This is a genomic window from Corynebacterium vitaeruminis DSM 20294 (genome assembly GCF_000550805.1).
GTDB lineage: Bacteria > Actinomycetota > Actinomycetes > Mycobacteriales > Mycobacteriaceae > Corynebacterium > Corynebacterium vitaeruminis.
Map to the genome: position 1 here is coordinate 628624 of NZ_CP004353.1, position 12591 is coordinate 641214.

Consider the following 12591-nt stretch of genomic DNA (forward strand, 5'->3'; position numbering starts at 1 on the left):
CTAGAGCACGCGCCGGTTGAAGTGCAGTTGGGCGAGGCCGAAACCGCCGGGTTGGGCGCCGGAAGTGAAAAGGAATACATGTGTTGTCCGCGGGGTCGGCGGTGGCTCCCACTAAAGTAGGCCCAATGAACAAGCCCATCGCAGTGATCACGGTGACCTATTCGCCGGGCGAGTACCTCGACGCCTTCCTCGACTCGGTGCCGGAGGCCACGGCCTCCCCGACCCTGAGCATCCTGGCGGACAACGGCTCCACCGACGGCGCGCCCGAGAAGGCCGCCGCCGAGCGCGATGGGGTGGAGTTCTGGCCGACCGGCGGCAACGTCGGCTACGGCTCCGCGATCAACTTCGCCGCCCGCAGGCTGCGCGAGATGAAGGAGGAGGGCGAGATCGACGAGGAGTTCTTCGTCTTCTCCAACCCCGACGTCGTCTTCGACAAAGGCTCGATCGACGAGATGATCGCCTGCGCCCGGCGCTGGATGGATAAGGGGCACGCAGTCGCCTGCGTGGGGCCCTACATCCGCCAGTCCGACGGCTCCGCCTACCCGTCGGCGCGCGCCGTCCCGAACCTGAGCAACGGCATCGGCCACGCGCTGCTCGGCGGGATCTGGAAGAACAACCCGTGGTCGCGGGCCTACCGGGACCACGCCGACATGACCCGCGAGCGCACGGCGGGCTGGCTGTCCGGCTCCTGCCTCTTGGTGCGCTGGGAGGCCTTCGAGAAGATCGGCGGCTTCGACGAGCGCTACTTCATGTATATGGAGGACGTGGACCTAGGCGACCGCTTCGGGCGCGCCGGGTACGACAACGTCTATTGCCCCACGGCACAGATCACCCACGCGGTGGGGCACGCCGCGGGCAAGCACCCGGAGAAGATGCTGCCCGCGCACCACGACTCGGCCTACCGCTTCCAGGCGGACCGGCACCCGGGCACCTGGCAGGCTCCGATCCGCTGGGTGCTGTGGCTGGGGCTGAAAGCCCGCGCGGCGCTTATGGTGGCTAGGGCCAAGGTCGCACGCTAGCCCGGGCAGAGGGGCTTTAGCGTCGAAAAGCCAGCCAATCTCCCACGCATTGATCGGCGATTTCCTAGCGCGTATCCAGCAAAGCGCAAGGTGAATCGGCTAGTTTCATTCTTAAGCGAGGGCGGAACGCGGATTGTTGTCCGTAAGAGACCGCCCTTTCGACCGTGTACGAAGTGTTCAAAGGAAAATTTTCATGTCTTTGCCTGTTACTAATACAGACACCGACGCGGTGATCCTGGTTGGAGGAAAAGGAACCCGACTGCGCCCGCTGACGGTTGCGACGCCGAAGCCGATGCTGCCGACCGCCGGCGTGCCGTTCCTCTCCCACCTGCTCGCCCGCATCAAGGCCGCGGGCATCACCCACGTGGTTCTGGGAACCTCCTTCAAGGCGGAGGTCTTCGAGGAGTACTTCGGTGACGGCGAGGACATGGGACTCGAGATCGAGTACGTGGTCGAGGACAAGCCGCTGGGCACCGGCGGCGGCATCCGCAACGTCTACGAGAAGTTGCGCGCCGACACCGTCATGGTGTTCAACGGTGACGTGCTCGGCGGCACCGACCTCACGGGCATCCTGAAGGCGCACCACGATAAGGACGCCGACCTGACCATGCACCTGGTTCGCGTTCCGGACCCGCGCGCTTTCGGCTGCGTGCCTACCGACGCCGATGGTCGCGTCTCCGCGTTCTTGGAGAAGACCGAGGACCCGCCGACGGACCAGATCAACGCGGGCTGCTACGTCTTCCGCCGCGAGCTCATCGCCGAGATACCCGCCGACCGCGTGGTCTCCGTCGAGCGCGAGACCTTCCCCAAGTTCCTCGAGGAGGGACGCCGCGTCTACGGCTTCGTGGACACCGCCTACTGGCGCGACATGGGCACCCCGCGCGACTTCGTGCGCGGCTCCTCGGACCTCGTCCGCGGAATCGCCCCGTCGCCGCTGCTGGAGGGCCGCACCGGCGAGTCGCTCGTCGACGAGACCGCTGGCGTGAAGGACGGCGCGCTGCTGCTCGGCGGCACCGTCATCGGCCGCGGCACCGAGGTCGGCGCTGGTTGCCGCCTGGATGACACCGTGGTCTTCGACGGCGTCACCATCGAGCCCGGCGCCCGCATCGAGGACTCCATCATCGCCTCCGGCGCGCACATCGGCGCCAACGCCCGCATCAAGGGCTGCGTCATCGGCGAGGGCGCGCACATCGGTGCCCGTTGCGAGCTTCTCGACGGCATGCGCGTGTGGCCGGGAGTGGAGATCCCGGACAACGGCGTTCGCTTCAGCTCGGATGCCTAGCCGATAGAATCGGAAAGCGGCGTCACCCCTGCGGGAGGGGAGACGCCGCTTTTTCTGTGCAGATTTTCATGTAGCTACCGCGCTGGTTGCATTGGTGTCCATTGCTAGCATGAAAACGGGTTTGCGCACGTTAAGACACGCGGCTTCACCCTCGCTTGGGAAGATAAAATATTCCCACCACAATATGTGCTACCCCTTGCATTTACCCCCTGTTCCGATTCGCTGTTACTTGTGTGACTAATGAAGTTTGCGAACTGGGAAAATAAGGAAATCCTTGGAGAATCGGCGCATTCGGGTTGACGATATCTAGTGGTTGCGTGTTGAATTTCAGGTATGTAATTCGCGGAGTTCCCAACTTCTCCGTGTGATCGCCTCGGGCGGTCGCGGCGGCGAAGGGGATGGAAGCTCGCGCGACTGCGGTGCCGGCTCGATCGAGCGTGGGGGCGCGCAGGTGATGAGACTGAACTGCAGGGCCCCGTTGGGCCTGAGGTTTCCGCGAGGAGAGGAGTGTGGCGTGGAAGATATGGCGAGTAACGCCGCGCCTCGGACTCGAACAACTCTTGAGCTCACCCTAGACGAGCTGTTTGGGGCCGTTGAGCAGGAGTGGCAAGAGCAGGCGCTGTGCGCGCAGACCGACCCAGAGGCGTTTTTTCCTGAAAAGGGCGGATCGACCCGGGAGGCGAAGAGGATTTGTCAGGCGTGTTCGGTGCGTGACGAGTGCTTGGAGTTTGCGCTCGAGCATGATGAACGATTTGGCATCTGGGGTGGTCTCTCCGAGCGCGAGCGTCGGCGCCTGAAGCGAGACATCGTCTAGGGATTGGACTTTATTCTCCCGAGGAGCAGTGTGTGCCCCTCGGGATTTGCGCGTTTCATTTCGGAGCGCAAACTGGGCTGCTGTCGCGAAAGTGGGCTGTCCATAAAGTCAGCTTCGGGTATGCTCCCGATTCTTGGCGGGGTGGTGCAAGCATGTTGTGGGGCGCACACCACAGCGGGGACCGCGGGCAGATCGTGGCGAACTCATCTACCGTTAAGTCATGTCCGTTCGCAACGCCCTTGGCTCCAAAGTGCTCCGTCTGCTCATTGACATGGACGGTACCCTCGTCGATTCCACTGCCTTAGTCGAGCGCGTTTGGGGTGAGTTCTGCGAGCGCCATGGCCTCGACTTCGACGAGCTCATCGCGTTCTCCCACGGGCGTCCTACTGGGGCGACCACTCATCGTTTCTTGGATGATCCTGAGCTCGCCGAGCGTGAGGCGTGCGACATTAACGAATATGAAGCCAAGACCACGTCCGGCATCGTGGAGATCGCAGGTGCGTCCGAGTTTGTTTCGGGGCTCGACCCGCACGAGTGGGCGCTGGTGACCTCCGCTGACAAGAAGCTAGCAACTGCCCGCATGGCAGCCGCCGGCGTGGCTGTGCCGAGCCAGTGTGTTTTCGCCGAGGACATCACCAACGGCAAGCCGGACCCCGAGCCCTACCTGCTCGGCGCGAAGAAGCTGGGGGTGCGCCCCGAGGACTGCATCGTGCTGGAGGACTCGGCCGCCGGCATCGAGTCGGGGCTGGCCGCGGGCATGCGCGTGGTCGTGGTCGGCGGTCACGCCGCCAAGGACGGCACCCTGCCGCGCATCCCGGACTTTCTAGGGGTGACGTGCGAATCCATCATGTGGCTGGCGACGGAAGGTCCGGCTGGGTTAGTAGTCGAACGGTAGAAGTACGAAGTAGCTCGCCTCTCACCACTGAAAATTCGGGTCGATGTCTTCGGGCGCTACGTTGAGGTAGGTAGCAACCAGCGAGGTGAGTACCTGCGCGAGCAAGTCCTGGCGTTCCTGCGGGGTGCTGCTGCGCTGCTCGATGGGCATGCGGAACAAGACGATGCGGGCGCGGGTGGGGTTTCCTGCCGGGTCCACGCCCGCGGGCAGGACGCGGCCGAGCGGTACGGGGCCGTCCGCGGTGACCTCGTCGGGCAGCGTGGTGCCGTCGCCGGTCAGGCGCATGCGCGGGATGGTGTCCACCGCGATGTCGAGGTGGCGAAGCTCGTTGGCGAACGCCTGCTGGATGGGTGCGTAGGCCTCGAGGACGGCGGCGTCGAAAAGCTGCCGCCTGGAGCGGTGCCGCGGGGTGGAGGCGGGCAGGATGGGGCCGCGGATCCCTCGACCGTGGCGGTTGCGGAAAGGTCGAGTGTGCATAGCCTTTTAGGGTATTGCACCGTGCGGGAAACGGGGGAGGGCGCGCCGATTCGTCTCCCCACTACCCAAACCCTCAAGTGTGGGTCTAGACTTTGTAACCGTGAATCAGTTTCGCCGTTGCTCCCGACCCGGTTGCGGTAAGCCCGCCGTGGCCACGCTGACGTACGCCTACGCGCAGTCGACCGCCGTGGTCGGCCCGCTCCTGCCCAACAGCGACCCGCACAGCTGGGACCTGTGCGAGTACCACGCCTCGCGGATCACCGCGCCGCTGGGCTGGGAGCTTCTGCACGTGGACACGGTGGAGGAGGACGACGAGGACCTCACCGCGCTGGCCGAGGCCGTCCGCGAGGCCGGCCGCACCTCCTCGGGGCTCATGGATCCCTCCCAGGAGTTCGGGGCCAACCACCCCGTGTACCGCGCGAAGAAGCAGGGCACTCGCCGCGGGCACTTGAGCGTCGTCCCGGAGCCGGACGAGGAGTAGCACGTCGCTTGCCGACGCCTACGGCCGCCACCCAACACGGTGGCGGTTTTCGTCTATCCGGGGCAAAGCTCACAGCCAATACACATGGAATTGCACACGATTTCCGACGTTCGCGCAGCGATCAGACAGCTTGGGGTGGGTAAGATGTCCCCAGACTGTTCGTTTTTATTTCTGCCCGATTCGATCTGTTCGCTCATTCGAGGATCGATCGCGGCGTTAAACAAAGTGAAAGGTGGGCCGCAGCCCAATGCGTACCCGTGAATCGGTCACCAAGGTGATCAAGGCTTATGACGTCCGTGGCGTCGTCGGTGAGGACATCGACGCCGACTTCATCCGTGAGGTGGGCGCGGCGTTCGGCGCGCTCATGCGCGAAGAAGGTGCCGCGTCCATCGCCGTGGGTCACGACATGCGCCCGTCCTCCCCGGAGCTCTCCCGCGCCTTCGCCGAGGGCGCGACCTCCCAGGGCACCGACGTCGTCCTGCTCGGGCTGACCTCCACCGACCAGCTCTACTACGCCTCCGGCGCGCTGAACTGCCCGGGCGCGATGTTCACCGCCTCCCACAACCCGGCCAAGTACAACGGCATCAAGATGTGCCGCGCGGGCGCACGCCCGGTGGGCCAGGAGACCGGCCTCGCCACCATCATCGACATGCTCGTCGAGGGCATCCCCGCCTACGAGGGGGAGAAGGGCTCCATCTCCGAGAAGGACACCCTGGCCGGCTACGGCGAATACCTGCGCAACCTCGTCGATCTCTCCGGCATCCGCCCCCTGACCGTGGCCGTCGATGCTGCCAACGGCATGGCCGGGCACACGGTGCCCTCCGTCTTCGCCGGCCTCCCGCTGGATGTCAAGCCGCTCTACTTCGAGCTCGACGGCACCTTCCCCAACCACGAGGCCAACCCGCTCGACCCGAAGAACCTCGTCGACCTGCAGAAGTTCACCCCGGAGGTCGGCGCCGACATCGGGCTCGCCTTCGACGGCGACGCCGACCGCTGCTTCGTCGTCGACGAGAAGGGCGACCCGGTCTCGCCCTCGGCAATCTGCGCGATCGTCGCCGAGCGCTACCTCGCCGAGCACCCGGGCGCGCCGATCATCCACAACCTCATCACCTCCAAGACGGTTCCGGAGATCATTACCGAGAACGGCGGCACCCCGGTGCGCACCCGCGTGGGTCACTCCTTCATCAAGGCCCAGATGGCCGAGCACGGCGCCGTCTTCGGCGGCGAGCACTCCGCGCACTACTACTTCTCCGAGTTCTTCAACGCCGACTCCGGCATCCTGGCCGCCATGCACGTGCTCGCGGCGCTGGGCTCCCAGGACCTGCCGCTGTCGGAGATGATGGCCAAGTACAACCGCTACGCGGCCTCCGGCGAGATCAACTCCCGCCTGGCTTCCGCCGAGGAGCAGGCCGAGCGCACCCAGGCCGTGCTCGACGCCTTCGCCGACCGCATCGAGTCCGTCGATCGCCTCGACGGCGTGACCGTGGAGCTCAAGGGCACGAAGGCGTGGTTCAACGTCCGCGCCTCCAACACCGAGCCGCTGTTGCGCCTCAACGTCGAGGCGCCGACCAAGGAAGAGGTCGACGCCCTCGTCGAGGAGATCCTGGGCGTCATCCGCCAGAAGTAATCTGCGCCGCGCCCGCGGGCTACCTACAATGGCGGGCGTGAGCAACGAGGATTCTGAGGGTTCCATGGTCAAGCGATCGTCCGAAGAGATGGCGTATGCCTTCTACGACGTAGCCTTCGAGGGCGCGCAGGTACGAGCGGTGTCCGGCGCGGTTTCCGCGGGGCTTCTCGACGGCCTTCGGGGGCAGCGCCCCCGGAGCGTGGTCGTGCTCGTTTCCGACGGCATCGCCGAGTCGGCGGCGCGCCTGGCCATCGAGCTGCGCACGCCGCTGGAGTACCCGGTCGTGGTGGCCCGCAGGCTCCCGCGCTACGTCGGCCCGCTCGACGTCGTCGTCATCCTCACCGAGCGCGAGGACGATCCGCAGCTCGCCAGCGACCTGCAGACCTGCCTGGGCCGCGGGTGCACGACGGTCTTCGCAGGCCTCAACGAGGGGCCGCTGGCGGAGGACGCCGCCGAGCAGGCGCTGGTGGTCCCGCACCTGCCCACCGCGGAGGGGCCGTCGCCGCTGCGTGCCGTGGCAGCCGTCGTGGCCGTGCTCGACAGCCTCCAGGGCGACCCGCTGCTGGTGGCGCAGACGCTGTCCGACTGGGCCGACGAGGTCGACCGCGAGCTCGAGTCCGCCTCGCCCGAACGCGACGAGGTGGTCAATCCCGCGCATGAGTTGGCTAACATCTCCGGCCGGCTGGTCCACATCGGGCGTGGCCCGGTGGGCGACGCGATCGCCCGCCTGGTCGCCGACTTGTGGGCGTCGAAGGGGCAGGTCAGCGCCGCGCTCAACGCCGACGACTGGGCGCTGGCGGCGCGCAACTACCGCCAGATGTCGGCGGACATCTTCCACGACCCACTTATCGACGGCGGCGAGGAACTGCTACCGTTGAAGCTCATTGTGTGGGATCCGGGCATGGACCCCGAAGCGGAACCAAGCCTCGACGCCATCGTTCAGTCGGTCCCCGGGACCGACTTCTCCCACGGCGCGGCTTTGCCGTTCCGCCTCGTCGCCCGCGCGTGGGCGGCTACCGCGTTTCTCTAGCGCGGCGATAAAAGTACAACAGAAAGTCAGACTATACCTATGCAGCTGCTCCAACCGAGCACCCAGAACTACGCCTGGGGGTCCCGAGAGCTCATCTCCGGGCTCCGCGGGGAGGAACCCTCCGCACACCCCGAGGCTGAGCTCTGGTACGGCGCGCACCCCGGTGCCGCCACCCACCTCGCCGACGGTTCGGCAACCCTTGCCGAGTACATCGAGGAGGACCCAGAAGGGCAACTGGGGCGGCGCTGCCGGAACGAGTTTGGGGACTCGCTGCCGTTCCTGCTGAAGATCCTCGCCGCTGGGGCGCCGCTTTCCCTGCAGGCGCACCCGTCGAAGTCGCAGGCGGAGGAGGGCTACGCCCGCGAGAACGACCTGGGTATCGCGCTTAGCGCCAGCAACCGAAACTACAAGGACGACAACCACAAGCCCGAGCTCCTAGTCGCGCTCACGGAGTTCCACGCGATGGCGGGTTTCCGTCCCCTCGACAAGACGCTTGAGATGCTGCGCGCCATCGACTGTGCCGAGCTCGACCGTTACCTCGGCATGCTCGACGAGGAGGGCGCCGAGGAAGACAACCTGCGGGCGCTGTTCACGACCTGGATCACCATCCCGTCGACTGCGCGCCACAGCCTCATCGACGCCGTCGACGCCGCCATCCGCAAGCGTCTGCCGAAGCTCGAGGGCACGTGGATGTACGGGCCGTTGGCGAACATCCTCGACCTCAACGATCGCTACCCGGGTGATGTCGGCGTACTCGGCGCCCTGCTTCTCAACTACATCGTGCTCCAGCCGGGGCAGGCGATCTACCTCGACGCGGGCAACCTGCACGCCTACGTCAAGGGGTTGGGCGTGGAGATCATGGCCAACTCCGACAACGTGCTCCGCGGCGGGCTGACGTCCAAGTATGTCGACGTCGCGGAGCTGGTGAGGGTGCTGAAGTTCCGCTCGCTGGCCAACCCGGTGGTCAAGGTCAATGATGGCCACTACGAGGTGCCGATCAACGAGTTCGACCTGCGCCGGGTGGACATCGACGGGCCCCGGAGCATCGACCACGATGGCCCGGTCATCGTGCTTGTCACCGAGGGTGCGATCAGCGCCGGGAGCCAGGAGCTAGGCCCCACGCAGGCGGTGTGGGTGTCCGCCGACGAGCCGGCCGTCACGCTGGACGGCAAGGGCACGGCGTTCATCGCCACCGTGTAAAAGCACAAAGACCACGCAGCCGATCTGCGTGGTCTTTGTCATTGTCTAGTGGGCGAATCCCAGCGGCGGGAGCAGGTTGTCCGGCAGCTTGAGGAAGTCCGGCGCGTTGCCCAGCAGGGGAGCGGTCGGCTCGTCGATGACCCCGGTGGGCGAGGACTCGTGGCTCGGCTCGGAGGTGCCCGCCTCCTCCGACTTGACCTGAGGCTCCGAGGCGGCGGGCGTCGGGGCGACCTCGGGGGAGACCGCAGAGGTGGTCGGAGCGCTCGGCGGCAGGTTGGCCTCGGTGTCGGTGCCGGCGTCCGGCCGGGTGGGCAGCTTCCCGGAGGACCCCTCGTGGCCCGGATGCGGGATCGTGGCCGCAGCAGCGGTCTCCGTGATGCCGGTCATCGGTGCGCTCACTCCGGGCCTGGACGGGGAGCCGATGGACGCGTGCGGCGGCACCAGCGGATCGTTGGATAGCGCGGCCGGGCCCACCTCGGGGCGCGCCGGGCTGAGCGTCTCGGAGCTGTTGTCAGCGGGCAGGGGGGTCGTGGCCGCCTCCGCCGTCGCGGAAGGGGACACCGGCGCGCTGGCCGAGCTTTCAACCTGCTGCGGGCCGGCGTCGGAGGTAGGGGTGGGCGTGACGGAGACGCCGTAGCGCCACACCATGAAACCAATGGCGAGGGCTGCGACGAAGCCGGTGGCGACGAAGACCATGAATCGACGGGCAGGAGAAAGTGATGTCACGTCGCTTCCTCCTTCGGGGATCGTTGCGGGCGCATCGGGGCTTCTTCTGCGTGTAGTTCGTGGTGATTTTTCACATCACGTTAATCACGTTTTGATAACAAATGAACCGTATCACACACAATCGGGCGGTGTGAACTTCGAAAACGCCGCGTCGCGGTAGGTGACGTATAAACTACGGCGCACGCGACGGGGAAGGGCCCCTTAAAAAACCCAGCTCAGGCTGAAGGGGCGGCGAGAGATTGTCCAACAAAACTTCTGTGAACAAAACTACCCAACAATTTTCCCGAACACAGGGTATAAGGAAGATATAACCCGAACACCTAGCACAGGGCGTCGATAAGCAAAAGCGGTACCACAGGCCGCCCCCAGCGCCTCAAGGCTTGAGAAACCAAGTGCGTTCCAGGAGGAGAAATCATGAGCGCGTGGGACATGCGAATTCTTGCCGAAGACGTCAACGTCGACTTCCTCGACGAGCTAGCCGACCTCGACGACGGCGACATCGTCGAAGCGGTGCACGACGCGTGCGTGCTCGCCGCGAGCGACGGGCGCGTGACCGACGACGAGCGGCTCAACGGGCAGGCCGCGGCCACGATCGCCGCGATCTGGGCGGGCGCGCCGTACTCGAACGGCGACGTCGTGGAGAACTACCCCTTCATTCGCAACCTCATCGGCAGCGGCGACGAGGCCCTCAACGAGGCGGCGACCACGGTGCTCGAGAATGCCGACACCGACGACGACCTCGACGTCTACCTAGAGGCGCTGTCCTAACGCACCTTTACGCTCCGGGCGCTGGGGGTGTCGCGGCGGCATGTATGGTGGTAGACGATAAAAAGTGCGTCGCACCGACCCCGCTACCTAAAGGAGCACCCACAGACCATGAGCGCCACCGCCGCGTTTGAGTTCAAAGTAGCCGACCTCTCACTGGCCGAGGCCGGCCGCCACCAGATCCGACTGGCCGAGTACGAGATGCCGGGCCTCATGCAGCTGCGCGAGGAATACAAGGACGAGCAGCCGCTCAAGGGCGCGCGCATCGCCGGCTCCATCCACATGACCGTGCAGACCGCGGTCCTCATCGAGACCCTCGTGGCGCTCGGCGCCGAGGTTCGCTGGGCCTCCTGCAACATCTTCTCCACCCAGGACGAGGCCGCCGCGGCCGTCGTCGTGGGCAAGGAGGGAACCCCGGAAAACCCGCAGGGCGTGCCGGTGTTCGCGTGGAAGGGCGAGACCCTCGACGAGTACTGGTGGTGCATCAACCAGATCTTCAGCTGGGGCGACCGGCTGCCCAACATGATCCTTGATGACGGCGGCGACGCGACCATGGCCGTCATCCGCGGCAAGGAGTTCGAGGCCGCGGGGCTCGTCCCGCCGGTCGAGGAGGGCGACTCGGACGAGTACCAGGCCTTCCTCAACATGCTGCGCGGCGTGCTCGCCGAGGAGGGCCCGAAGTGGACCGCCATCGCGGAGTCCGTCAAGGGCGTTACCGAGGAGACCACCACCGGCGTCCACCGCCTCTACCACTTCGCCGACGAGGGCGTGCTGCCCTTCCCTGCCATGAACGTCAACGACGCCGTGACCAAGTCCAAGTTCGACAACAAGTACGGCACCCGCCACTCGCTCATCGACGGCATCAACCGCGCCACCGACATGCTCATGGGCGGAAAGAACGTCCTCATCTGCGGCTACGGCGACGTGGGCAAGGGCTGCGCCGAGGCGATGGCGGGCCAGGGCGCGCGAGTGAAGGTCACCGAGGCCGACCCGATTAACGCCCTCCAGGCGCTCATGGACGGCTTCCCCGTCGTGCTTGTCGACGAGGCCATCGGCGAGGCGGACATCGTCATCACCGCGACCGGCAACATGGGAATCATCTCCTTCGACCAGATGCTCAAGATGAAGGACCACGCCGTGCTGGGCAACATCGGCCACTTCGACAACGAGATCGACATGGCCTCCTTGCTCCACCGCGACGACGTCAGCCGCGTGAACATCAAGCCGCAGGTCGACGAGTTCACCCTGCCCAACGGCATCTCCATCGTCGTGCTCTCCGAGGGGCGCCTGCTCAACCTGGGCAACGCCACCGGGCACCCGAGCTTCGTCATGTCCAACTCCTTCGCGGACCAGACCATCGCCCAGATCGAGCTGTTCCAGAACGACGGCCGCTACGGCAACGAGGTCTACCGCCTGCCGAAGATCCTGGACGAGAAGGTCGCCCGCATCCACGTCGAGGCGCTCGGCGGGCAGATCACCGAGCTGACCAAGGAACAGGCGGAGTACATCGGCGTCGACGTCGCGGGCCCCTACAAGCCCGAGCACTACCGCTACTAGACATGATCATCGCGATCGAAGGGATCGACGGCGCGGGCAAGAACACCCTGGTCACCGCGCTCGTCGAGCGGCTTGGCGCGGAGGTCATAAGCTTCCCGCGCTACAAGGACTCCATCCACGCCCAGCTGGCGCAGGCCGCGCTCTATGGGAAGATGGGGGACCTCACCGACTCCGCCTACGCGATGGCCACCCTCTTCGCGCTCGACCGCCGCGAGGCGTCGGCGCAGATCAGCGAGGCGAGCCGGGCGGGGAAGGTGGTCCTCCTGGACCGCTACGTCGCCTCCAACGCGGCCTACTCGGCAGCGAGGCTGGAGGACGAGTCCGTGGTCGAGTGGGTGGAGACCCTCGAGTTCGAGACCCTGGGAATCCCCCGGCCGGACCTGCAGATCCTGCTGGCCACCTCCCCGGAGTTGGCCCGGGAGCGGGCCAAGAACCGCGAGGCGCAGGACGCGTCGCGGGCGCGGGACCGCTACGAGTCCGACGACTCGCTGCAGCAGCGCACCGCGGCGGCCTACGCCCGGCTCGCGGAGCGGGAGTGGCAGTCGCCGTGGATCGTGCTCGACCCCGGCTACGACCTCGACGCCGTCTGCGAGGAGCTGGCGCGGCGCGCTGAGGTCTCCTGAGGCCTGATGATGCGGCCGCTTCGCGGGTGGAATCGGCCCGCGCCGAAATCAAACCCACTAGGGTAGAGGTATCCGCGGGTTCCCCGCCTCACGTT

At 66.1% G+C, this 12591-nt stretch carries 13 protein-coding genes; 11 read left to right on the forward strand and 2 right to left on the reverse strand.

The window, feature by feature from the left end; all coding sequences use genetic code 11:
• The first annotated feature begins 125 nt into the window (after positions 1–125).
• From B843_RS03030 to B843_RS03045, 4 genes are all read left to right on the forward strand, one after another.
• Entirely contained in the window at positions 126–1019 is an 894-nt protein-coding gene (locus B843_RS03030; RefSeq protein ID WP_025252048.1) for a glycosyltransferase family 2 protein, read from the forward strand.
• A gap of 193 nt (positions 1020–1212) precedes the next feature.
• Positions 1213–2301 carry a mannose-1-phosphate guanylyltransferase gene (locus B843_RS03035; RefSeq protein WP_025252049.1) on the forward strand — a complete coding sequence of 363 codons (1089 nt, stop codon included), beginning with the start codon at positions 1213–1215 and terminating at the stop codon, positions 2299–2301.
• 514 nt (positions 2302–2815) lie between these two features.
• Positions 2816–3115, forward strand: a complete 300-nt coding sequence (locus B843_RS03040) for a WhiB family transcriptional regulator (protein ID WP_025252050.1) — start codon at positions 2816–2818, stop codon at positions 3113–3115.
• A gap of 220 nt (positions 3116–3335) precedes the next feature.
• Positions 3336–4010 carry an HAD-IA family hydrolase gene (locus B843_RS03045; protein WP_025252051.1) on the forward strand — a complete coding sequence of 225 codons (675 nt, stop codon included), beginning with the start codon at positions 3336–3338 and terminating at the stop codon, positions 4008–4010.
• A 21-nt stretch (positions 4011–4031) separates the two neighbouring features.
• On the opposite strand, the gene B843_RS03050 is transcribed toward B843_RS03045, so the two are convergent.
• Entirely contained in the window at positions 4032–4487 is a 456-nt protein-coding gene (locus tag B843_RS03050; RefSeq protein WP_025252052.1) for a metallopeptidase family protein, read from the reverse strand.
• 100 nt (positions 4488–4587) lie between these two features.
• Here B843_RS03050 and B843_RS03055 point away from each other — a divergent pair, with 100 nt between their 5' ends.
• The 4 genes from B843_RS03055 to manA all read left to right on the forward strand — a co-directional run bounded on the left by B843_RS03055 (position 4588) and on the right by manA (position 8825).
• A complete protein-coding gene (locus B843_RS03055) occupies positions 4588–4968 on the forward strand; it encodes a DUF3499 domain-containing protein (protein ID WP_025252053.1) in 381 nt (126 codons plus the stop codon).
• 247 nt (positions 4969–5215) lie between these two features.
• A complete protein-coding gene (locus tag B843_RS03060; RefSeq protein WP_025252054.1) occupies positions 5216–6595 on the forward strand; it encodes a phosphomannomutase/phosphoglucomutase in 1380 nt (459 codons plus the stop codon).
• A 37-nt stretch (positions 6596–6632) separates the two neighbouring features.
• Entirely contained in the window at positions 6633–7625 is a 993-nt protein-coding gene (locus B843_RS03065; RefSeq protein WP_025252055.1) for a hypothetical protein, read from the forward strand.
• A gap of 39 nt (positions 7626–7664) precedes the next feature.
• A complete protein-coding gene (manA, locus tag B843_RS03070) occupies positions 7665–8825 on the forward strand; it encodes a mannose-6-phosphate isomerase, class I (protein WP_025252056.1) in 1161 nt (386 codons plus the stop codon).
• Between the two features lie 45 nt (positions 8826–8870).
• On the opposite strand, the gene B843_RS03075 is transcribed toward manA, so the two are convergent.
• The gene (locus B843_RS03075) at positions 8871–9551 is read right to left on the reverse strand and encodes a hypothetical protein (RefSeq protein WP_155895080.1); all 681 of its coding nucleotides are present in this window, start codon (positions 9549–9551) and stop codon (positions 8871–8873) included.
• A gap of 414 nt (positions 9552–9965) precedes the next feature.
• Here B843_RS03075 and B843_RS03080 point away from each other — a divergent pair, with 414 nt between their 5' ends.
• The 3 genes from B843_RS03080 (at position 9966) to B843_RS03090 (ending at position 12496) form a co-directional block, all read left to right on the forward strand.
• A complete protein-coding gene (locus B843_RS03080; protein WP_025252058.1) occupies positions 9966–10319 on the forward strand; it encodes a DUF4259 domain-containing protein in 354 nt (117 codons plus the stop codon).
• A gap of 108 nt (positions 10320–10427) precedes the next feature.
• A complete protein-coding gene (gene ahcY / locus B843_RS03085; RefSeq protein WP_025252059.1) occupies positions 10428–11873 on the forward strand; it encodes an adenosylhomocysteinase in 1446 nt (481 codons plus the stop codon).
• Positions 11874–11875: 2 nt separating this feature from the next.
• Positions 11876–12496, forward strand: a complete 621-nt coding sequence (locus tag B843_RS03090) for a dTMP kinase (RefSeq protein ID WP_025252060.1) — start codon at positions 11876–11878, stop codon at positions 12494–12496.
• Positions 12497–12591: the final 95 nt, after the last annotated feature.

Excerpts from the sequence above, each read along its gene's own strand:
- B843_RS03030 (WP_025252048.1), top strand. The coding sequence starts at position 126 with ATGAACAAGCCCATCGCAGTGATCACGGTGACCTATTCGCCGGGCGAG.
- B843_RS03035 (WP_025252049.1), top strand. The coding sequence starts at position 1,213 with ATGTCTTTGCCTGTTACTAATACAGACACCGACGCGGTGATCCTGGTT.
- B843_RS03045 (WP_025252051.1), top strand. The coding sequence starts at position 3,336 with ATGTCCGTTCGCAACGCCCTTGGCTCCAAAGTGCTCCGTCTGCTCATT.
- B843_RS03050 (WP_025252052.1), bottom strand. The coding sequence starts at position 4,487 with ATGCACACTCGACCTTTCCGCAACCGCCACGGTCGAGGGATCCGCGGC.
- B843_RS03060 (WP_025252054.1), top strand. The coding sequence starts at position 5,216 with ATGCGTACCCGTGAATCGGTCACCAAGGTGATCAAGGCTTATGACGTC.
- manA (WP_025252056.1), top strand. The coding sequence starts at position 7,665 with ATGCAGCTGCTCCAACCGAGCACCCAGAACTACGCCTGGGGGTCCCGA.
- B843_RS03080 (WP_025252058.1), top strand. The coding sequence starts at position 9,966 with ATGAGCGCGTGGGACATGCGAATTCTTGCCGAAGACGTCAACGTCGAC.
- ahcY (WP_025252059.1), top strand. The coding sequence starts at position 10,428 with ATGAGCGCCACCGCCGCGTTTGAGTTCAAAGTAGCCGACCTCTCACTG.
- B843_RS03090 (WP_025252060.1), top strand. The coding sequence starts at position 11,876 with ATGATCATCGCGATCGAAGGGATCGACGGCGCGGGCAAGAACACCCTG.